This window comes from Paenibacillus sp. MT86 (assembly GCF_058792535.1).
Genome location: NZ_CM179499.1, coordinates 1,890,402 through 1,912,666, shown reverse-complemented (window position 1 = coordinate 1,912,666; position 22,265 = coordinate 1,890,402). Strand labels below are relative to the sequence as shown.

At 54.5% G+C, this 22,265-nt stretch carries 19 protein-coding genes; 4 read left to right on the top strand and 15 right to left on the bottom strand.

Going from position 1 to position 22,265, the window contains the following annotated elements; genetic code table 11:
- Positions 1 to 14 precede the first annotated feature (14 nt).
- From AC3RCL_RS08255 to AC3RCL_RS08205, 11 genes are all read right to left on the bottom strand, one after another.
- Complete coding sequence (locus AC3RCL_RS08255; protein WP_492535152.1) at positions 15 to 1,220, bottom strand: sn-glycerol-1-phosphate dehydrogenase; 1,206 nt, start codon at positions 1,218 to 1,220, stop codon at positions 15 to 17.
- Positions 1,221 to 1,352: 132 nt separating this feature from the next.
- Positions 1,353 to 3,023, bottom strand: coding sequence for a ribulokinase (locus AC3RCL_RS08250; RefSeq protein ID WP_096772974.1), 1,671 nt, complete (start codon positions 3,021 to 3,023; stop codon positions 1,353 to 1,355).
- Positions 3,024 to 3,068: 45 nt separating this feature from the next.
- Positions 3,069 to 3,758, bottom strand: coding sequence for an L-ribulose-5-phosphate 4-epimerase (gene araD / locus AC3RCL_RS08245; protein WP_096772973.1), 690 nt, complete (start codon positions 3,756 to 3,758; stop codon positions 3,069 to 3,071).
- Between the two features lie 93 nt (positions 3,759 to 3,851).
- Complete coding sequence (locus AC3RCL_RS08240; RefSeq protein WP_492536297.1) at positions 3,852 to 4,940, bottom strand: GntR family transcriptional regulator; 1,089 nt, start codon at positions 4,938 to 4,940, stop codon at positions 3,852 to 3,854.
- 101 nt (positions 4,941 to 5,041) lie between these two features.
- Positions 5,042 to 6,529, bottom strand: coding sequence for an L-arabinose isomerase (gene araA / locus AC3RCL_RS08235; RefSeq protein WP_492535150.1), 1,488 nt, complete (start codon positions 6,527 to 6,529; stop codon positions 5,042 to 5,044).
- A gap of 254 nt (positions 6,530 to 6,783) precedes the next feature.
- Positions 6,784 to 7,479, bottom strand: coding sequence for an urea ABC transporter ATP-binding subunit UrtE (urtE, locus tag AC3RCL_RS08230; protein ID WP_213577337.1), 696 nt, complete (start codon positions 7,477 to 7,479; stop codon positions 6,784 to 6,786).
- Positions 7,457 to 8,296 carry an urea ABC transporter ATP-binding protein UrtD gene (urtD, locus tag AC3RCL_RS08225; RefSeq protein ID WP_096772969.1) on the bottom strand — a complete coding sequence of 280 codons (840 nt, stop codon included), beginning with the start codon at positions 8,294 to 8,296 and terminating at the stop codon, positions 7,457 to 7,459. Before urtD ends, urtE begins: the two co-directional genes overlap by 23 nt.
- Entirely contained in the window at positions 8,271 to 9,359 is a 1,089-nt protein-coding gene (urtC, locus tag AC3RCL_RS08220) for an urea ABC transporter permease subunit UrtC (RefSeq protein ID WP_492535149.1), read from the bottom strand. Before urtC ends, urtD begins: the two co-directional genes overlap by 26 nt.
- A 15-nt stretch (positions 9,360 to 9,374) precedes the next feature.
- A complete protein-coding gene (urtB, locus tag AC3RCL_RS08215) occupies positions 9,375 to 10,280 on the bottom strand; it encodes an urea ABC transporter permease subunit UrtB (protein ID WP_492535148.1) in 906 nt (301 codons plus the stop codon).
- Positions 10,281 to 10,338: 58 nt separating this feature from the next.
- On the bottom strand, positions 10,339 to 11,598 hold the full coding sequence (gene urtA / locus AC3RCL_RS08210; RefSeq protein ID WP_492535147.1) for an urea ABC transporter substrate-binding protein: 1,260 nt from the start codon (positions 11,596 to 11,598) through the stop codon (positions 10,339 to 10,341).
- 300 nt (positions 11,599 to 11,898) lie between these two features.
- Complete coding sequence (locus AC3RCL_RS08205; protein WP_492535146.1) at positions 11,899 to 12,795, bottom strand: glycerophosphodiester phosphodiesterase; 897 nt, start codon at positions 12,793 to 12,795, stop codon at positions 11,899 to 11,901.
- Positions 12,796 to 13,057: 262 nt separating this feature from the next.
- On the opposite strand from AC3RCL_RS08205, the gene kduI reads away from it, so the two are divergent.
- From kduI to AC3RCL_RS08185, 4 genes are all read left to right on the top strand, one after another.
- Positions 13,058 to 13,891: a 5-dehydro-4-deoxy-D-glucuronate isomerase gene (gene kduI, locus AC3RCL_RS08200; RefSeq protein WP_009591835.1), complete on the top strand. Its 834-nt coding sequence runs from the start codon at positions 13,058 to 13,060 to the stop codon at positions 13,889 to 13,891.
- Between the two features lie 40 nt (positions 13,892 to 13,931).
- Positions 13,932 to 14,681 (top strand): DeoR/GlpR family DNA-binding transcription regulator, encoded by a 750-nt coding sequence (locus AC3RCL_RS08195; RefSeq protein WP_492535144.1) that lies wholly within the window; start codon positions 13,932 to 13,934, stop codon positions 14,679 to 14,681.
- A 90-nt stretch (positions 14,682 to 14,771) separates the two neighbouring features.
- On the top strand, positions 14,772 to 15,524 hold the full coding sequence (gene kduD, locus AC3RCL_RS08190; protein WP_009591832.1) for a 2-dehydro-3-deoxy-D-gluconate 5-dehydrogenase KduD: 753 nt from the start codon (positions 14,772 to 14,774) through the stop codon (positions 15,522 to 15,524).
- Between the two features lie 263 nt (positions 15,525 to 15,787).
- Entirely contained in the window at positions 15,788 to 16,672 is an 885-nt protein-coding gene (locus AC3RCL_RS08185) for a transporter substrate-binding domain-containing protein (protein ID WP_492535142.1), read from the top strand.
- Between the two features lie 78 nt (positions 16,673 to 16,750).
- Here AC3RCL_RS08185 and AC3RCL_RS08180 read toward each other — a convergent pair whose 3' ends face one another.
- The 4 genes from AC3RCL_RS08180 to AC3RCL_RS08165 all read right to left on the bottom strand — a co-directional run bounded on the left by AC3RCL_RS08180 (position 16,751) and on the right by AC3RCL_RS08165 (position 22,249).
- Entirely contained in the window at positions 16,751 to 17,383 is a 633-nt protein-coding gene (locus tag AC3RCL_RS08180) for a 50S ribosomal protein L25 (RefSeq protein ID WP_015734086.1), read from the bottom strand.
- A 183-nt stretch (positions 17,384 to 17,566) separates the two neighbouring features.
- Positions 17,567 to 19,927 carry a type I pullulanase gene (gene pulA, locus AC3RCL_RS08175; protein ID WP_492536295.1) on the bottom strand — a complete coding sequence of 787 codons (2,361 nt, stop codon included), beginning with the start codon at positions 19,925 to 19,927 and terminating at the stop codon, positions 17,567 to 17,569.
- A 332-nt stretch (positions 19,928 to 20,259) separates the two neighbouring features.
- Complete coding sequence (ptsP, locus tag AC3RCL_RS08170; protein WP_096772963.1) at positions 20,260 to 21,981, bottom strand: phosphoenolpyruvate--protein phosphotransferase; 1,722 nt, start codon at positions 21,979 to 21,981, stop codon at positions 20,260 to 20,262.
- Entirely contained in the window at positions 21,974 to 22,249 is a 276-nt protein-coding gene (locus AC3RCL_RS08165) for an HPr family phosphocarrier protein (protein WP_009591829.1), read from the bottom strand. The genes ptsP and AC3RCL_RS08165 overlap by 8 nt, the downstream gene beginning before the upstream one ends.
- Between the last annotated feature and the right edge of the window lie 16 nt (positions 22,250 to 22,265).

Sequence of the window (22,265 nt, the reverse complement as noted above, 5' to 3'; positions counted from 1 at the left end):
CGCTCTCTGCTTTGCTATCTGTATGAAGTCACAGGTTGTCCTGCCCCGTCAGCCTCGTTCAGTGCCCTCAGGATGGTATGACGGTCGCGCAGCTTATGCGCCTCCCGCAGGCTCTCCCCGAACAGCTCCTCATCAATGCCAAGCTCCTCCAGGCTGGAAGGACCTCCCGCTTGCCGCAGCAGCCCGGCGATCTCCTCCTTCGAAGGAACCTTCCGAAGCCACTCCCGAACCTGCTCTCTATACGTCTCCCAAAGCTTGGGCTCGGCATAAGGATACACTCGTTGATCAGCCGCAGCATGGTAAAGGCTCGATATCTCGCTGCAGGCTACCCCTACCTTGGCGCCATGAAGCAGCGCCCGGTTGCCGCGGCGCAAGTACTCCATCTCCCAGTAATGCGACAAATGATGCTCTGCCCCTGAGGCAGGATGGGACTGCCCGAACAGCAGCATCGCGATCCCGGATTCAATCAAAGCCGTCATCAGAATGCGGATGCCTTCCTCCGTGCGCTGGCCGATGGCCTCCACGTGCTGGATGCAAGATTCCAGTGCCCGCTCCGTGATTTCTGCCACTTGGCCATCATAGGGCTCGCCGGCCGTGGTCGAGGAGAATCTCCAATCCAGCAGCGACGTATATTTGCCGAGCATATCGCCAAACCCCGCCGCTATAAGCGGCTGCGGGGCTTTCGCAAGGATATCCGGGTCGGCGAATATGGCGATGGGAGCCGTTGCAGCATAGGTCTGCTTGATCCCCCGAACCACGATCGGCGCGCCGGCCGAAGTAAAGCCGTCTACCGAAGGTGCCGTAGGTACAGAGACGAACGGCTTCCCGCACCGATGAGCGACAAAGCGGGTAATGTCATGAAGGGTACCGGATCCGGCAGCGATGAGGCATCCTGTCCGCTCTGGCTCCACCTCGATAAAAAGCTGCATCAGTGAGCGTTCATCCGCCACCACGTCGCCTAACTCATCAGGCTCGATCAAGCACAGCCGGGGTTCCAGACCTTCCGCTTCCAGCCGCTCCATCAGCGTTTGACCCGCAGCTTCATACGTATTCGCATCGGCCACCACGATCGGTGAATTGAGGCCCTGCCGTTTAAGGTACGCGGGCACAGCTGAAATAGCGCCGGGCTCCAGCTCCATCGTTTCAAGTCCGCGGAACGCCGGCCGGACTTCCCTCATTCGGCTCATTAAACCTTTTGCTTCGTTCAAATAATCCGTCATGCAGCTCCTCCCCTTTCATCCCATCCCATGTTGACGATCCAAGCATCTGGTCTATATTTGTCTCGAAGGACGTCCCGCCCTCTATATGCAGGGCGGGACGATCCTCTTCTGGTCTTGCGCTGCTCCGCCAGCCTATTCTGCCGTCTGCTTAATCCGCTTCAGCCTTTTCATGACGTCGTTTTCCCCGCGGCCGAAATAATCATGCAGCTTGCTGTATTCCTGATACAGCTGCTCATACACTTCCACATGCTCCGGTATCGGCTTGAAGGTCTCTTCCTTCACCCGTGCCATCTTTTCGGCCGCATCGATAATGGAATCATATCCGCCTTTCGCCTGACCCGCCGCCACTGCGGCGAACATCGCGGCACCAAGCGCCGGCGTCTGTTTGGAATCAGCCACATAGATTTCGCGATTGGTAACGTCCGCATAAATCTGCATCAGGAGACGATTCTTTTGCGGCAGTCCGCCGCATGCATAGAGAGCATCCACAGCCACGCCGTTCTCATGAAAGGCGTCCACGATTTTGCGCGTGCCGAAAGCCGTCGCCTCCAGCAGGGCGCGATAGATTTCCTGCGGCTTCGTCAACAGCGTCATCCCTAACATCAACCCGGTCAGATCCGTATCCACCAGCACCGAGCGGTTGCCGTTCCACCAATCCAGCGCTAGCAGACCACTCTGGCCCGGTTTGTATGCAGCCGCTTCCCGTTCCAGCCATTGATGCACGCCGATTCCTTCCTCGGTCGCAGCCTCCTTAACGTACGCGGGAAGCGCTTCCTCAACGTACCATTCAAAAATATCGCCCACCGCCGATTGCCCGGCTTCATAACCGTATAATCCCGGAATGATGCCGTCTTCGACGACGCCGCACATCCCTTCGACCTGCTTCTCTTCCGTGCCGAGCAGCATATGGCAGATCGAGGTCCCCATGGCCATGACCAGCTTGCCCGGTGTTACGACGCCGACCGCCGGTACCGCGGCATGCGCGTCAACGTTGCCGACGGCCACGGCTATGCCAGGCGTTAAGCCCATCATTTCCGCCATCTTCTCGGTCAAGCCGCCGGCGCTGCTCCCAAGGGGACGGACCTCTCCGCGCAGCTTCGTATCGGCCAGATCCTCCAATCTGGGATCCAGCGCTTTAAAGTAATCCTTGCTTGGATATCCGTCTTGCTTATGCCATATCGCCTTGTAACCAGCCGTACAGCTGTTGCGGACAATATGGCCGGTCATTTGGGAGATGACCCAATCCGTGGCCTCCAGGAACCGATCCGCGCGTTCATAGATGGCCGGCGCCTCGTCAAGAATCTGCCAGACTTTGGCTATCATCCATTCGGATGAGATCTTCCCGCCATAACGGGGCAAGAATGCTTCTCCGCGCTCAGCGGCGATCGCGTTGATCTTGTCTGCTTCCGGCTGGGCCGCGTGATGCTTCCACAGCTTAACCCAGCTGTGCGGCTGATCGGCCAGCTCCGGATGGAAGCAGAGCGGCTCGCCAAGCTCGTCAACCGGCAGCATGGTGCAAGCCGTAAAATCGATGCCGATGCCGATCACATCCGCCGGATCAATGCCGGATTGTTGGATGACGGCAGGCACCGATACCTGCAGAACCTCCAGATAATCCCCCGGATGCTGAAGCGCCCAGTCATGCTCCAGCCGCTTTCCGGAACCCGGCAGAAACTCATCAATAACATGGTGCCGATAAGGCGTTACATGATCCGCCACTTCCTGCCCGTTCGCCAGATTAACCAATACCGCACGTCCGGACTGCGTTCCGTAATCGACACCAATGGTGTATTTATTCCCCATCTCATTTCCTCCTACCGATGAAATCATGAATGATGAATATATGCGTTACTTTTGACCGTAATAAGCATTAACTCCATGCTTCCGCAAAAAATGGCGATCCAGCAGCGTCTGATCCATCGGTTCGGTTTCGGGATTGATCTGCTGCATCCGGGCTGCAATCTTGGCGCACTCCTCCAGCACCACCGCATTATGCACGGCATTATGGGCATCCTTGCCCCACACGAACGGCGCATGGGAATGCACAAGCACCCCGGGCACCATGTTCGGATCCAGATCCGCGAATCGTTCAACGATGACATTGCCCGTCTCCAGCTCGTAGGCCCCTTCGATTTCTTCCCGGGTCATGGGCCGCGTAACCGGAATCTCCCCGTAAAAATAGTCGGCATGCGTCGTTCCGTAAGCAGGCAGCGCCCGACCCGCCTGAGCCCAGCTCGTTCCCCATGGCGAGTGGGTGTGCACAATCCCGCCGATCTCCTTAAAGTTCTGATACAGCACCAGATGAGTCGGGGTGTCGGAGGAAGGGCGCAAATCCCCTTCAACGACATTCCCCTTCAAATCCAGCACGACCATGTCGTCCGCTTTTAAATCCTCGTACGGCACGCCGCTCGGCTTAATGACAAACAGTCCGCGTTCACGGTCGATGCCGCTGACGTTTCCCCATGTAAAGGTAACGAGCCCGTACTTCGGAAGCTCCAGATTCGCCTCAAGCACCTGCTGCTTCAAATCCTCCAACATGAACAACCGCTCCTCTCCAGCCTTGAAAATATAGTTGTACGTACAAGTCGGCAAGCAAGGGTCCGAAATATCGGACCTTAAACTCCCTATTCTCTATCGTTTGTCCACCGATTCTCTCTCCACAAGCTCCGGTTGATAAACCGTATCCTCAAATACGGTATGATGCTCGATCATGCTGATCAACTGCCTGGCCGCCATGATCCCCATCTCCGTCTTCGGGTGGGTCATCGTCGTCAGCTTCACGCCGGAAGCAACGGCTAGGGTGGAATCATCGAAACCGACCATGGACACGTCCTGCGGAATGTGCAGCCCGCATTCCCCTGCCGCCTCCGCCAAAGACACGGCCAGCTCGTCGTTATAACATACGAATCCCGTCGGCCGCTGCCCGATCGGCTGCTTCAGCAATTGGACGGCCTGTTCATAAGGGAAACGGCCCTTCTGTTCCGTTGTATACGTAACCACCCGCTCCGGCAAAACGGGAATGCCCGCCTCCCGATGCGCCCGCAAGAAGCCCTTCAGCCGGTTTACGCCCTGAAGGTCGTCCCGCTTGAAGAATCCGGCAATCGCCGAATGGCCGTTCTCGATCAAATGCCGCGTAGCCTTGTAACCGCCAAGCTCATCGTCCAGCTTAAGGCAAGGGCATTCCAGTTCCCGATACTTCTCGTTGATCATCAGAAACGGAATCCCCTTTTCCTGCAGGGACAGGAAATATGTCAGATTCGGATTGCCCTCCGCGCTCTTGGTCGGCTCGATAATCAGCCCGCTCAGCGGCTGGCTGGTCATGAGCTGAAGGCTCTCCATCTCCTTCTCCTTGTTGTTGTCGGTGCTGGAGAGCAGCAGGCGGTATCCCTTGCTGCGCAGCTCCGCCTCCGCTCCCCTGACGATATGCGGGAAAATATAATCCGAGATGTACGTCGTCATGATGCCGATCGTCTTGACCTGCTCGCTTTCCCGCCGCGCCGGATTGCGGGCAAAGGTTCCTTTGCCTTGAATCCGTTCGAGCCAGCCTTCCTTCTCCAGCTCGCCGAAGGTTTGGCGGACCGTCTGGCGGCTTACGCCGAACTGGTCCGCGATTTCATGCTCCGAAGGAACCTGTTTGCCTGCTTGAAGCCGGCCGGATTCAAACCACGAGAGCAGTTCGTTTTTTAATACAATATATTTGGGTATCCGTCTATTATTCATCATTCACCTCTAGCCTCACGCACTCATTATATTAGGATCCCCTGCAATCCTAAGCTATCTCGCTATTGTAACACAGGCCAGGCGAATGCCGACAGAACCAGTTACCGCAGACGGTATGCGGCTTCGCTCCAGCGGAGCTCGTTCTTGATGCGCGGTATCGTTGTATCCTTGTCGATAATGACCGCTTCAATGCCGGCCATCTCCGCCCAATCGCTTAAGTGTTCGGCCGTCATGGCATAAGAGAGAACGGTATGATGCGCGCCGCCGGCCAAAATCCACGCTTCCGCAGATTCGCGAAGGGATGGCTGCGGCTTCCACAGCACGCGGGCTACCGGCAGCTTCGGCATCGGCTGCTCCACCTTGACGCCGTCCACCACATTCACCAGCAGTCTGAAGCGGTGCCCGAGATCAATCAGGGAAGCATTGACGGCAGGGCCGTCTTGACCGTTAAACACGAGTCGTGCCGGATCCCCCTTGCCTCCAATCCCGAGCGGATGAACCTCAAGCGTGGGTTTATCCAGCGCGATGGTCGGGCATACCTCCAGCATGTGCGATCCGAGAATCATATGATTTCCCGGCTCGAAATGATAGGTGTAGTCCTCCATGAAGGAAGTGCTTTTATTGTCTGCAAGCACCTTCAACACGCGTGTCAGGGCCGCTGTTTTCCAATCGCCTTCCCCGCCGAAACCGTAACCGGACTCCATCAAGCGCTGAACGGCGAGCCCCGGGAGCTGTTTCATTCCGTGCAGATCCTCGAAGGTCGTCGTGAATGCGCCGAAGCCGCCTTCCTCGAGGAAACGGCGAAGCGCAATCTCGATCCGGGCTTGGTACGCGATCGAATCGCGCACGGGACCGACGCTAAGCCCTTCCTTGGTAATCGAATACGACTCCGCGTATTCGTTCAGGAGCGCCTTGACCTCTTCATCGCCGACTTCGTTCATGGACTGCGCAAGGTCGCCGATGCCGTAACCGTTCACGGACCAGCCAAGCTTGATTTGCGCCTCCACTTTGTCCCCTTCGGTTACCGCTACCTGACGCATATTGTCGCCGAAGCGGGCTACCTTCAGCCTGCGGCTTTCGGCATAGGCCGCGGCAGTCCGCATCCAGCCGGCGATGCTGCCGCGAACCTCCCCGTCTTCCCAGTGGCCCACGACGACCTTGCGTGCAATGCCCAGACGGGCACCGATATGGCCATACTCGCGGTCGCCGTGAGCGGACTGGTTCAGGTTCATAAAGTCCATATCAATCGTTTCCCAAGGAATGTCCCGGTTGAATTGGGTATGGAAATGAAGAAGCGGCTTCTGCAACTGGGACAGGCCCGCGATCCACATTTTGGCCGGGGAGAACGTGTGCATCCACGTCATGATGCCTGCGCAGGACTCATCGTTGTTAGCCTCAAGAATCAGGTTGTATATTTCATCGGGTGTCGTTACGATCGGCTTGAATACAATGGGGTACGTAAATACAGGATCTTTGTCAAACTCCGTTGCCACGATGCGGGAGTGCTCGGCGACCTGCTCCAGCGTTTCGGGACCATACAAGTGCTGGCTTCCGGTGACAAACCAAAAAGAATGCGGTTTCAAATTCATGATTATAACGCCTCCTGTACGAATGATTACTCACTAACTTGTACATACCTTTACATATAAATGAATGTTAATCAAATGAATGTACGTACAAGTTGAATTACTCACATTCTACCCCCGCATCTCCAAAATAGCAAGATCAAAATAAAAAAAAGAGCTGCCCTATAGGTAACAACGAACCCATAGAGACAACCTCTATCATTCAAATCTCATTGACGGTCTACCTTCAAATGCGAACCAGCTTTCATGAAAACTCTTTAGACCGTCAAATAATGCTCGAACTGCTCTATATCGATGGCATCCTGCACCCCTTCGGCTACGATCGTACCTTTATCCATGACATAGATATAATCGGCCACGCTTCGGACGAATTCGATGCTCTGCTCCACCAGAATGACCGACGTTTCTCCTTTGGCTTTGATCCCGCGGATGACGTCTTGAATTTCCTCCACGATGGAAGGCTGGATGCCTTCGGTCGGCTCGTCGAGCAGCAGCACCTTGGGCCGGGAGGCAAGCGCCCTCGCGAAAGCAAGCTGCTGCTGCTGTCCTCCGCTTAGATCACCGCCTTGGCGGTGATACATTTGCGGCAGTACCGGAAACAAGGCTAACACATCCTCCGGGAATGCCTTCGTACGAGGCACGCATGGCTCAAGGCCGAGCAGGAGATTCTCTTTTACAGTGAGTTGAGGGAAAATCTCGCGCCCTTGCGGGACATACCCGATCCCGCCTCTTGCTCTCTTTACGGAATCCCAGCCGGTAACCTCCTGCTCGCCAAGGCTCATCCGCCCCTGCCGGATTTTCAATTGCCCGGTTATCGTTCGCATCAGCGTGGTTTTCCCGACTCCGTTACGCCCAACCAGGCATACAATCTTTGCGGGGTCCACGACCATGGACACGCCGCGCAGGACGGCACTCTCCCCATAACCCGATTCAATGCCCTGCAGCTTGAGCATTCGCCTCCCTCCTTTTTCCAAGATAAACCTCGGCCACCAGCGGATCGCGCTGAATCTCCTGCATGGACCCTTCCTTCAGCAGTTTCCCTTCATGCATGACGGTAACCTTGGCGGCAAAAGAACGTACAAACTCCATATCGTGCTCGACCACAACGACAGAGCATTCCTTAGCGATGCCTTGAAGGAGCTCGCCGGTCTTCATCGTTTCCTCGTCCGTCATTCCCGCTACCGGTTCATCCAGCAGCAGAAGCCGTGGCTTCTGAAGCAGCAGCATGCCGATCTCCAGCCACTGCTTCTCTCCATGCGACAGGGAACCTGCCCGAACATGAAGCCGATCGGGAAGTCCGATCAATTCCAGCACCTTCTTCATCTCGAACGTAGTGCATCGATTTCTCCTGACCTTCAGCGCCCGGAGCACGCTTCGGTCCGAATCGACGGTCAGCTCCAGGTTTTCCTTGACGCTCAGGTTGGGGAATATCGACGGTGCCTGGAATTTCCGGCCCACGCCGAGACCCGCGATTTCATAGTCCCGCTTCCTCGTAATCTCAAGACCGTCGCCGAGCAGCACCCGCCCCGCCCCAGGCTTAGTCTTTCCGCAGATCACATCCAGCATCGTGGTCTTCCCTGCCCCGTTCGGGCCGATCAGAAAATGCAGCTCATGCTGGCGAAGCGCCAGATTCATGCCGTTCACCGCTACAAACCCGCCAAAGGCCACCGTTATATTTTCCGCGGACAGCACGGTGGGCGACATGCCGATGCCCCTGACCTCCCCATGTGCGGCTACCGAAACATCAGCTCTCTTTGCGTACGGCTGCATGGACAGTCCCTCCTCTTTTGGATAATGACGAAGCCGCCTTGCTCCACAACCCGGTCAATCCTTTCGGCATCAAGACCACAACAATGACAAACAAAGCGCCCAATACCAGCAGCCACCCTTCGGGATAAGCTTCGCTGATCCCGGTCTTGGCCGCGTTCAGCAGCACGGCGCCGATTATGGCTCCGATCAGCGTTCCTCTGCCGCCAAGCGCGACCCAGAGCACCATTTCAATAGACGGGACGATGCCCATCATGGACGGCGAAATAATGCCGACCTGAAGGACAAACAGCATGCCTGCTAGCCCGGCCAGCCCCCCCGATACGGCAAACGCAAAGGTTTTGTAGCGGGAAGGATCAAATCCCAGAAACCGTACCCGGTTCTCCCCATCCCTCGACGCTTCCAGCACCTGGCCCACGCGGCTGTTCACAATTCTTCTGCATAGAATATAGGCCCCTGCCAAAGCGGCCAGCGTAATAAAATACAATCCTATTTTCGTGGAGGGCGCGTTCAGGTTAAATCCCAAAATGGAGCTGTAGCCCGTAAGCCCGTTCGTGCCCCCCGTCCACTCCTGCTTGCCGACAAACAGCGTAACCACGATCATGACCAGGGCCTGCGTCAGAATCGTAAAATACACGCCGACGATCCGGTTGCGGAACGTAAAGAATCCGAGTATCAACGCCAGCAGGGCCGGCAGCAGCATCCCGAGTATCAAGGCCGCCGGGAACCATCGGAAAGGCTCCCAGAACCAGGGCAGGGACGCCACACCGCTCCATCCCATAAAATCAGGCAGGGCCGAGCCGCTGGCGTCCAGCTTCAGATACATGGCCATGGCATAAGCGCCCAGCCCGAAGAACACGCCATGTCCAAGACTCAGAATGCCGCCGTATCCCCAGATCAGGTCAAGCCCGACCGCAAGGATCGCCAAAGCCAAAAATTTCGTTAGCAATCCGAGGCGAAAAGGGGTCGTGAACAAGGGGGCCAAACACATCAGGAGCAGCACCGCGCTCCATAGAATCCGTTTCGATCGGCCGCCGGGGTTTCCTGTCAACCATTTCAGCACCATGCATTCCCCTCCTCTCTAATCCAAACTGCGCGTTCGCAGCGCGACGAGCCCGCTAGGCTTCCACTGCAGGAAAGCCACGATGCAGGCGAACACCAGCACTTTACCGATGGAAGCCGAAGTATAGGTCTCAAACAGCGTGTTGAACACGCCGATGCCCAGCGCTCCGGCAACCGTGCCAACCAGCTTTCCGACGCCCCCCAGCACCACCACCATGAAAGCATCGACGATATAGTAGGTTCCGATCGATGGTCCGATCGGGCCGAGCAGCGTCAATGCGCAGCCGGCAATACCGGCGATGCCGGAGCCGATCGCAAACGTCAGTCCGTCCACGCGCCGGGTCGAAATGCCGAGACAACCGGCCATGCTTCGGTTCTGCATCACCGCCCGCATTCTACGGCCTTGAACCGTTCTGTAAATATAGAGATACATCGCCGTCAGCACGATGGCCACGAGCAATACAATGAACAGCCTCTTGTAAGGAAGGATGATGCTTGAGGTGATCGCAAGCCCGCCGTTCAGCCAGGAAGGGCTGGTTACGGCCACGTTCGGTGCGCCGAAGATGAACCTTGCGATTTGCTGCAGCATCATTCCGACGCCCCATGTGGCGAGCAGACTATCCAGCGGCCTGCCGTACAGATGGCGGATGAGCACCATTTCAAGCAGCCAGCCGACCGCGGCGGCAACCATGAAGGATACTAACAATGCGGCGATGAAATAGGTATCGAACCAGGATTTCGGCATATAGGCGGAGAACAAGCCTTGGGTAACGTACGTGGAATAAGCGCCGATCATGATCAGCTCGCCATGGGCCATATTAATGACATTCATTAAGCCGAACGTTACCGCCAAGCCGAGCGCGATCAATAATAATATCGAGCTGACGCTCAGTCCGTTAAACACCTGCAGGATCGTCATATCCATCCGGGGTGACCCTCCTTTCAAGAAAGGCCCGCAGGCCTTTCATGCATGAGATGAAGTTTTATTCGCCGCTCAAACCTTTTGCCCAATCGTATGTTTTCAGATAGGGGTCCGGTTTGACGGGTTCGCCCGAGTTCCAGAGCTCCTTGAATTGTCCGTCAGCCTGCACTTCGCCGATGCGCACCGTTTTATGAATATGCTGATTGTCGCCATCGATGGTCACTTTGCCTTCGGGGGCGGCGAACTCAATGCCTTTGGCCGCTTCCTTCACCTTATCCACGTCCGTGGTTCCCGCCTTCTCTACCGCAGCCTTCCACAAATACACCGCGGTATAACCTGCCTCGATCGGGTCGGCCGTGACCCGGTCAGCGCCGTATTTCGCTTTGTATTTATCAACAAAAGCTTTGTTTTCAGGAGTATCCGTGGACTGATAGTAGTTCCAGGCTGCCAGATGGCCCTCCAGGATATCGGCGCCGATGCCGCGGATTTCCTCCTCCGCTACGCTTACGGACAGCGTGGTCATATCCTTGGAGGTAATGCCCGCATCCTTCAGCTGCTTGAAGAAGGCCACATTACTATCGCCGTTCAGCGTGTTATAGACGATATCGGGTTTCGCATCTTTGATCTTGGCTATAATCGTGCTGAAATCGGTGTGGCCCAGCGGCGTGTATTCCTCTCCCGCCAGCTCGCCGCCTTCGGCCGTCAGCTGGGCCTTAATGATCTTGTTGGCCGTTCTTGGGAACACATAATCGGAGCCGAGCAGAAACATTTTTTTGCCGCGGTTCTCGAACAGCCAGGACACCGAAGGCACGATTTGCTGATTGGTTGTTGCGCCCGTATAGAAAATGTTAGGTGAGGATTCCAGCCCTTCATATTGAACCGGATAAAACAAAAGACCGTGGTTTTGTTCGAAAACAGGGAGCATGGCTTTCCGGCTGGCGGAGGTCCAGCCTCCGAACACGGCGGCAACCTTATCCTGCTGCAGCAATTTGCCCGCCTTCTCCGCGAAGGTCGGCCAATCCGAGGCGCCGTCCTCGATCACGGGTTCGATTGGCTTGCCGAGCACGCCGCCCGCCGCATTGATCTCTTCGATCGCAAGCATCTCGGCATCCTTAACGGACACCTCGCTGATCGCCATCGTTCCGCTAAGCGAGTGAAGAATGCCGACCTTGATCGAATCGCCTGCAGCTTCTACCGGCGGGCTCCCGTTACCCGCTCCGGCGGTTGGAGCGGTTTCCTTTTCCGTCACGCAGCCTGACATTAAAATGGCGCATAATACAAACGAGGCCCATCCTTTAACGATTACGCTTTGTTTTTTCATTGGCTCCCCACTCCCTTTTTCCGTTTCCGAACATTCCGTCTATAACCTCTCTACTCTGTTCGTTATTCCACATTATAGTTGCCTTATATTTCATGTGTCAATAATTCTTACATAATTTTATTCCATTTTTTCAATTTTAGTAAAATTGTCGTGTGAATCCCTTATTTTGTGTTATATAAAATAACATTTAGTTTGTGATTATATAATGATAGAATGAATTTTCTTTATCGTGTGTTATTTTTATTGACGTAAAGTAAAAAACAGCCCTTGATTTCTCAAGAGACTGCCGTCGTTCATTATTCATCTGGTCATGTTCCTGTTCGAAATCGTAATCGGCACCCGGTCCGGATAATCCGTAATGATACCGTCAACGTTAATTTGAAGCACATAAGGTATTTGCAGCATATCCCGAATGGTCCACACCATCGTTTTCATCCCCGATTGATGGATCTTTTGGACCAGACCCTTGGAGACGAGCCTCATCGATATACTCACGTAGTCCGCGTACGCCTTCATATTATCCAGCCGCTGCCTGGATAAGTCGCCCGCACTGGTGATAACTACGCCAAGCGGGATATCGGGCATCAGCTGGCGGAACCGAACCAGCGAGTCCGTATCGGCAGACTGTACGATAATCAGGTCCTTGTACATTTGTCCTTCAGTCTGGGCGGCATATCTTCTCAGATCGCCAGCAACCTTTTGCTCGATGCCCGGGTACCGGGAGGGCGATTTCAATTCGATCAGCAATCCGATCCGGCCACCGAAGTGCTCAAGCACCTCCGCCAATGTCGGAATGATTTCTCCTTTGAACGACGAATCGTACCAAGAACCCGCATCCAGCCGCCTCAGCTCCTCCAAGGTTAGGCCGCCCACTTCGCCTTGCCCGTCGGTGGTTCGCTCAACCGTGGAATCATGGATCACCACGACCTCTCCATCCTTGCTCAGCTGAACATCCAGCTCCAGCATATCCGCTCCCATGTCAAACGCTTTGACAAACGAAGCCATCGTATTCTCAGGCGCATAACCCGACGCCCCCCGATGGGCGATATTGACCCAGGACTCGTCGCGTTCATCCCCGGACCTGATCCAGGCCTCTCGTTCCCTGGCATGATGAAATGGATAATGAGGCACGTCGGCTGCCGTTTGGGAACCGGTTACTGCCAGCAGAGCAGCAAAGATAACCATCATTCTTTTCATAGGGCTTCCCATCTCCTAGTCCTGCTTTGTTCGCTTTATGACTTCCTAAGTCCGCTCATCCTTTGTCATATCTTCTCAAGCTAATTCTTCCCTTTCCTCCCCCTTTTCAGTCGGTAAAAATGGAGGAAAACGGCTTTTCAAGACTCAACAATTCGTTCATTTTGAATTTTGGCTATTGTAATATGAACGTAAATGGAGTAATTTGTACTTATATGAACATTATGAATGGATTATAAAATGACTCTTAAGGAGATGACATGCAATGGAAAGACGTTATGCCTCACATCCGAATGAAGTGAAACAATTTGACACGGAACGGCTTCGCAAGGAATTCCATATTCCCGTCCTGTTTACGCCCGACAAGCTGGAGCTGGTCCTGACGCATGAAGACCGTTTGATTATCGGGGGTGCCGCACCCGTACGGGAGCAGGTCAAGCTGGATACCGACCTTAAAGAGCTGGGCGTTTCTTCTTTCCTTGAGCGCCGTGAGCTTGGCATCATCAATATCGGCGGACACGGTACCGTCCTGGTTGACGGGACGGAGCATGAGCTGAACAACAAAGAATGCCTGTACGTTGGCATGGGGACCGAAGAGGTCATTTTCCAAAGCACCGATCCGGCCAATCCTGCCAAATTCTATTTGAATTCGGCCCCGGCCCACCAATCGTTCCCGACGGCCAAAGCCACCCTTGAAGAAGCCGATTCCAGCGCTTTGGGCGACATCAAAAATTCCAATGATCGCGTGATCTATCGCTTCATTCATCAAAAAGGCATTCAGAGTGCCCAGCTTGTCATGGGCATGACCCTGCTGAAGGAAGGGAACATGTGGAACACGATGCCTGCCCATACGCATCCAAGACGCATGGAGGCGTATCTGTATTTTGACTTGCCGGAGGATGCGGTCGCCATCCATCTGATGGGTGAACCGAGCGAAACGCGCCACATCGTCATGCGCAACGAACAGGCCGTGATTTCGCCGAGCTGGTCGATCCACAGCGGAGTAGGCACAAGCAACTATACCTTTATCTGGGGCATGGCCGGGGACAACAAACGTTATGATGATATGGACCCCGTGTCCATGAAGGATTTAAAATAGAGGGGAATATCCATTAACCCACGGAAGAGTTGAGAACCATATGAACCCGTTACGACGTTATGAAAAAATAATGGAGTACCTTCTAACCCATAAAGAAGTGACCGTCGCCGATTTGAGCCAGCAGCTTCAGGTAACCGGAAAAACCATACGCGAGGATTTGACCAAGCTCGAGGAGCAGGGTCTGATCGTCCGCGTGCACGGCGGAGCCGTGCTGGCGCACAGCGACCAATTCGGCATCCTGCCCTCAAAAGAACCGCTGGCCAAGCACCCGGATGAGAAGACCGAAATCGCGCAGAAGGCACTGAAGCATATCAACACGAACGACATCATTGCCCTTGACGGCGGCAGCACCACGCTGGAGATCGCCCGCAGGCTGGAGGATATGCCGTTAACGGTCATTACGAACGATGTCTATATCATCAGCGAGCTGGCGACCAAGAATCATATCCGGCTGGTCGTTCCGGGTGGCTACCGGGTGCGGAACATGCTCGCAGGCCCGGAAGGCGTAGCGTACGTAACGCAGCTGAACATTCAAAAAGCCTTCGTATCTGCCACGGGCGTCCATCTTGACCATGGGTTGTCCATCTATACCGGGGATTTGATTCCGTTCAAACGGGCCTTAATCGAAACCTCGGCGGAGGTTTATGCCGTCGTCGATCATCATAAATTCGGTCAGACGGCCTTGCGGACTTTTTCATCCTTGCAGGAGATCAGCGGCATCATGACCGATGCGGGACTGTCTCCCGAGACGGTAAAGCAATACGAGGGAGCCGGCGTTACCCTGCTGTAACCGCCCGCATGAGACTCTTACCTCTATAACGAACGGCCTAGTTTCGTACTGCATCCATTTAGCGAACATATGAGAGGGGATTAACGGAGCATGAACAGGTTTGATTTATCAGGCAAAACGGCGATCGTCACCGGCTCGGCCCGCGGACTGGGGCAAGGCATCGCCATAGCGCTGGCCGAGGCCGGCGCGGATATCGTTGCCGTGTCCATGAATACAAGCGCCGAAACGATTGAAGCCATCAAGGGATTCGGCAGAAAAGCCTCCGAGATTCGGGTCGATTTAAGCGACCAAAGCAAACTTCAGCAGACCTTTGATCAAGCGCTGGAGCTGACCGGGCATGTGGACATTCTGGTAAACAATGCCGGCATTATCCGCCGGACCCCGGCTAAGGATCACGGCGTGCAGGATTGGCTTGACGTGATCGACTTGAATTTGAACACCGTCTTTTTGCTGTCCCAACTGGCCGGGAGACATATGATCGAACGCGGCAGCGGCAAGATCATTAACATTTGCTCCATGCTGTCCTACCAAGGCGGAATCAATGTGCCCGGTTACACGGCGAGCAAGCATGGCGTTGCCGGCTTAACCAAGGCTTTGGCCAACGAATGGGCAGCCAGCGGCATCCAGGTGAACGGCATTGCTCCCGGTTACATCGAAACCGATAACACGGCAGCCATCCGTCAGGACGAGGATCGCCGCACGTCCATTACGGACCGCATTCCGGCCGGACGCTGGGGCAAGCCCGAGGATATCGGAGGCCCTGCCGTGTTCCTCGCTTCCGCCGCTTCGGATTACATGAACGGGCATGTGTTATGCGTGGACGGCGGATGGATGGCCCGTTAACCAAGAAACGGCGTTATCTTTAAGCCTTGCCGTAGTGAGCTCCAACCGATTCTAGCGATAAGAGGCCTTGCGCTTTCTGCTGCTGCCGCAGCCGGAGGAGGCAAGGCCTCTTTTGGTTCGTTTACTCTTACGTTGAATTAGTACACGTTATTATGGCCGGGCACTGACATTTCGCGAATATACGAACCATCCTTTGGGACATGCTAACTTTACGAAATGGGCCTCGAGGGACCGTGAATAAAGAAAGGATGGTTTTTGGAGTCATGCGCGGAACAAAATCGATACGTTATGTCAGTCTTGCCTGCTTGCTTTCTCTTTTCGGTTCCATTGTGCTTAGCGGCTGTACGGTGAACAGCAACGACCGGGTCCCGTCCCCGAACATGGGCGTTAATCCATACCGGGTGAACACCGGCTTCCTGCTTCGGAATGCCGTGGAACGCGGAACCCTGCGAATCGCCACGGAACGGGATTACCCCCCTTTCAGTTACCATGGTACAGGCGGAATACTTACGGGATTCGATGTGGAAATCGCTGAAGAGGTTGCCCGTCATATGGAGCTAAAGGCCGAATTCGTTGAGACCGGGTGGGAGAATCTGCTGCCTGGGCTGACGGAAGGCAAATACGACGCCGTCTTCAACCAGATCGAAGACCGGCCGGACCGGCGGGCGCTCTATGATTTTTCCGTCGCTTATTTATCCTCTACCCCCGTCCTCCTGGTTCATTCCTCGGGCGAAGCTCAGATCCGTACCTTTTCGGATATCAAGGGCAAGCGCGTAGGCCTGAACCCAACCGGAATCTATAAGGATATGGCCAAGCGGTACGGAGCGGAAGCGGTCCCGATTAAATATATATCCGACGCCGCTAACAAGCTCGCAAATGGAGACCTGGATGCCGTCATTTCGGACCAGCTATCCGTCACCAACCTAAAGCAGCAGTTCCCGGATATACCGGTCGTTGCCGCCGAATCCGCCGATCAAGTATCCGAGATTTCCGCAGCCTTCGTCAAAGGGAATCCGGATCTCGTGGCGGCCGTGGATAATGCCCTGGCTACCATGCAGCAGGACGGAACGTATTTGACCATATGGAACAAATACTTCGGGGACGCTCCGATCAGTTACAAAGGCATTCATGACCGCAAGGTTAAATAAAGCCATTCCTGCCTTGCGCCAAAAAAGGCGCTTGCCCTGCTGGATACCAGCAAAGCAAGCGCCTTTTTATCATGCTTATTATGATTCTTCGGTTGTGGCCTCTTCCGCATTCGCTTCCTCAGCGTCCGCTTCACTCTCGGTCTCCGCCGCCTCCACCGCGCGAGGCACGATGACCGTGGCGAGAATTTCCTCTTCCGAGGCGTGTAATGTGATACCCTCCGGCACCTTAAGATCAGCTACCGTGAGCTTGTCCCCAATCTCCAGGGCGGATACGTCCGCTTCCAGGGTAGTAGGCAGATCGCCCGGCAAACCCTCCACTTCGATTTCCGTGACCTGGGTTTGCAGGATGCCCCCGGACTTCGTTCCGGCAGCAGTGCCCTGATAATCCACCGGGATGCTGACACGCACCGGCTTGTTCATGGAGATGCGCAGGAAGTCCACATGGGATACGTTGCCGCGTCTCTTCTGAATATCCTTAATCAACACAGGCACTTTGCCAGAGCCCGGAATATCTAGCTGAAACACCTCGGAACGCCCGGTGTGGAACAGCTTCGCCGTATCCTTGAAATCAACAGCTACGGGGATGCTTTCCTCGCCCGCACCGTATACAACACCGGGAAGTCCGCCGCTTTCGCGAAGCTCTCGGCGAGATGCCCGGGTAAATTCATCACGCACATTGGCTTTCAGTTGAACTGTGTTTCCTTTTGACATGAGTGACATCCTCCTTTATCGAAAACAAAGTCTATCTCATTATTACCCTATTTACCTGCTAACTAATCATGGAATTTCGATGTTTTAAATGACAATGCAGCGGGTAATAAAGAGTACCCCTTTTGAAAATATGTAAATAGGAGCCCTTTCCATGGAAAGGGCTCCTTGTTATTTCATCCTATTCTAACTGGCGATATCCCGCTGCTCTTTAGAGTCGCTGTCTTCGCTTTGTCCGCTTCGCAGCGTTATCCGAACCTCTGCTTCATCCGGCGGAATATCGATAAACCAATCGTTCTCGCCTTCCCGGTCCTCCCATTCATTCAGCCTGACGATACAGCCGATCCGATCGGTTCCGGAAGCCGCGTAGAAGACCGCCCGTGCCCTGCCGCTGTCCGTGCGGGAGAATGGAATGCTGCCATCCTGCACGCCCGTTCCCCATACCCATACGTTCCATCCCTCGTATGCTTGGTCGCGTCTTTCATATTCGATCTCAACGGCCGTCAGCCCCTGTTTCATATGGGCCAGATCCTCATAAAACACCATCAGCGACAGACCTGGAATGACTGCCTTCCCTTGATCCAGCGTCTGGATCGTATCTATCCCCGCCTGACGATCATTCACCACGATGTTCCAGCGGTAAGGGGTAGGCGGCAGATCCACCGGCATTTCATGTTCATTGCCGTTAACGATGACGACGATTTGTCCCCAGCTGCCTTGTTCGGCTGGCTTCGTAAGGCGGAAAGCAATAATCCGATCGCTGCTTCGCAGCACTTCCATATGGCCTTCGATCTCTTCTCTTGATGCCATCCGGAACGCCGGATGGGCTTTTCGCAGGGCGATAAGACCTCTGTAATAATCGAACACCGGTTTGAAGCGTCGCTTATTGGACCAGCGAATGGCATTGATGGCGTCCCCGCTGCGGTAGCTGTTATGATCGCCGTATTTCGTCCGTAGCAGCTCATCGCCCGCATGCAGCAACGGAATCCCCTGGGAGAGCAGCACGATGCCGTTAGCCAGCAAGCTCCGGCGCACGGCCGCAGCCGACATCACATCTTCATCAGGTATGCCGGCATAGGGTGTGGACGCAGCGGTTGCCTGCCATACATCTCCTTCGTTAACCAGCTTCCCATCCGTCAAACGGAGAAGCCCTGCCTGCTCTTCCATGCCTTGCGCCACTAAAATTTTGTCCCACAGATTCAAATTGTCGTGCACGGTGACATAATTCACCGTTTCCTCCGGGTGGAGCGCAAAATCATGGATCGAGCCCATCATTCCTTCAACGACGGCCCCTTCGTACCATGGCTCGCCCGTAGCAAACCCTCGGCCGCGCCCGTCATTGTCCCCCTTGATGGCATGCCGGAAATGATCATTAAATACGGCGAAGCCTTGGCCCTTCTGGCTTCCCTTGACGGTTTGCTCCGTTAACGGGCTCATTCCTCCCGTCCATGGCTCACCATAGAACAAAAGAGAACGGTCGACCTCTCGGAGCAGCTCGCTTACGATCTCTTTCATCGTCGTTGTATCGATCAGAGCCATCAGATCGAACCGAAATCCGTCGATATGATATTCCTGGGCCCAGTATTTTAACGAATCCTTGATGTATTTGCGCACCATCGGCTTCTCCGTGGCCAGCTCGTTCCCTACGCCCGAACCGTTCGATAGATTCCCGTATCCGTCCTTGCGATAGAAGTACCCCGGCGCCAATCGTTCGAACGGGCCGTCGTCCACCGTATACGTATGGTTATAAACCACATCCATGACGACGCGGATTCCCCTTGCATGAAGGGCCATAACCATCTCCTTCAGCTCCCGGATGCGCACGATCGGATCCATGGGATCTGTTGCATACGAACCTTCAGGCACATTGTAATTCTGCGGATCGTAGCCCCAATTATACTCGCGGCTTAAACGCCCGCTTGCATATCCGTCCAGCTCATTGACCGTCCGGAAATCAAATACCGGCAGCAGATGCACATGGGTCACGCCCAATTCCTCAAGATGATCCAGACCAAGGGCGTTTCCTTCGGAGTCTCGCAGACCGCCCTCCGTAAATGCCTTGTATTTTCCTCTATATTTCATTCCCGAATCCGTGTGGATCGAGAAATCGCGTACATGCAGCTCATAGAGCACCGAATCCGTAGGCTTTAGCAGGTTCGGTCTAACATCCTGCTCCCACCCCGGCGGATTGCTCTTCGCCAGGTCGACCACTGCGCCGCGGCAGCCATTCGCGGACACAGCGGTTGCATAAGGGTCAACGGCATAACAGACGCTCCCCTGTGCAGACTCGATTCGGTACATATAATAAGTTCCATGGAGATCACGGTTTACCTGAGCCGACCATACGCCTTCCTCATTCCGGACCATCGCATACAGCGTACCGCCCTCGTGATCCGTCACAAGACCCTGCTCGTTATACTCTCCCGGACCCTCATATAAAGCCAGCTTTACATTAACCGCATCCGGAGCCCATACCTGAAAGGCCGTTCCCTCTCTTCGGTAGGTCGCTCCCAGCTTAACGCTTGTGCAGCTCTTGATCATGTCCATACTCATCGTCACCGTCACTTATAGTAGATTTACTTCCTAGTATGGGCGCCTGAATCATAAGACAGACCTCTAGCACATGAATTTAGAACGCTTTCATATATCATGGTATGCCAAAAGCCCTGAATTGGTTTGGGTTCCAAGCCAATTCACTATATATTTAGGCTATTATACTAGCAAATATGCCCGGTGTCTTTCTTTTGACAAAAAAACATCTGTCCGCTATGGACAGATGTTGTCAATGTGATGCTATCGTGGAAAAAGATTGGTAGAGTCCCCAGAAACAAACGTAATACGACTGCAGGGATCGATCAAGTTGTACGTTGTCTTCCTTCTTACTCGGCTGCAGCCTCAATGGATTCCACCAGAGCCACTACTTCCTCTGCGGTACCCATTTCAAGCGCTTTGGCTGCAAGTGCCTGCATATCGCTGCGGGACAGCTTCCCGATCTGGCTGCGAGCCGGCAGAATGGAGGTCGCGCTCATGCTGAACTCATCCAGCCCCAGACCGAGCAGAATCGGAATAGCAGTCGCGTCGCCGGCCATTTCGCCGCACATGCCTACCCAGCGGCCTTCGCGATGGGCGGCATCGATGACCATTTTAACCAGTCGCAGAATCGCCGGATTGTATGGCTGGTACAGATACGCCACCCGTTCATTCATGCGGTCGGCGGCCATCGTGTATTGAATCAGGTCATTGGTTCCGATGCTGAAGAAATCCACCTCTTTGGCAAATTGATCGGCAAGCACGGCGGTAGATGGAATCTCCACCATGATGCCCAGCTGGATTTCTTCGGAAACCGAAATGCCTTCGCTTATAAGCTTAGCCTTTTCTTCCTCCAGAAGCGCTTTGGCTTCGCGGAACTCGCCCAGTGTCGCTATCATGGGAAACATGATACGCAGGTTGCCGTGGACGCTTGCACGCAGCAGCGCCCGAAGCTGTGTTCTGAAAATATCCTGGCGGTCCAGGCACAATCTGACGGCACGGAATCCGAGGAACGGATTCATTTCCTTGGGAAGATCCAGATACGGCAGCTCCTTATCCCCGCCGATATCAAGCGTGCGAACAACAACCGGCTTGCCTTCCATTTTCTCCAGAACCGATTTGTAAGCGACATACTGGATCTCTTCGGAAGGAAGTTTGTCTCTGCCCATGTACAGGAATTCCGTACGGTACAATCCTACGGCTTCTCCGCCGTTCTCCAGCACGCCGGCCACATCATTCGGCGTCCCGATGTTGGCAGCCAGCTCCACATGGATTCCGTCCTTGGAAACCGTCGGTTCGGAGCGCAGCTTCTTCCACTCCTCCACCTGCTTGGCATAGGCGTCTTGCTTCGCACGGTATTGTTCTACGATGGCTTCCGTAGGATTAACGATGACATCCCCTTCCAATCCGTCAACGATGATCATATCCCCGTTTTTGACCGCAGAGAGCACGTTCTTCGTCCCGACGACAGCCGGAATTTCAAGGGAACGGGCCATGATGGCGGAGTGCGAGGTACGTCCGCCGATATTCGTCGTGAAGCCCTTAACGTAGTTCCGGTTCAACTGCGCCGTATCCGACGGAGTCAAATCCTCTGCAACCACGATCACTTCTTCGCTGATCTCCGAAGGGCTGACATAATTCAAGCCGAGCAGATGCTTCAGGATGCGTTTGGTGACGTCGCGCATATCCGCTGCTCGCTCCTGTAAGTAGGCGCTCTTCATGTTCTCGAACATTTGAATGAACTGGGTTGCCGTTTCGTTCAGCGCATATTCCGCGTTAACCGATTCAGAAGCGATTTTCGCCTTGACCGGTTCAATCAATTCGGGATCATTCAGGATGAGAAGGTGAGATTCGAAAATCTCAGCCTTCTTCTCCCCGAGTTCCTGAAGCGTGCGGGCTTTGATCGCTTCCAGCTCAGCCTGTGACTGGGCCAGCGCCGCATCCAGCTTCGCGAGCTCCGCATCCGTGTCCGTCACTTGCTTCTCCGTGACGGAATAATCGGGATGCTCCAGCGTAAAAGCACGTGCTATCGCAATACCTGCGGAAGCCGCAATACCTTTCAAATTATTCATGAAGCTCGCCTAGCCCTTCGTTCACCATCACTTCTTGCAATGCTGTCAGCGCCTCGCTTTCATTGCCGCCTTCCGTGATCAGTGTCAATGTGTCGCCTTGCTCCAATCCGAGGGACAGAACGCCGAGAATCGACTTCAGCGTTACTTTTTTGCCGTTAGCTTCGGCAAAAGAGTTGGTATCCTGGAATTTGTTAGCCGTATTCACCAATGCGGTTGCCGGGCGTGCGTGAATTCCATCTTCGTCAATAATTCTGAATGTTTGTTGCATGTTCATCATCCTACTT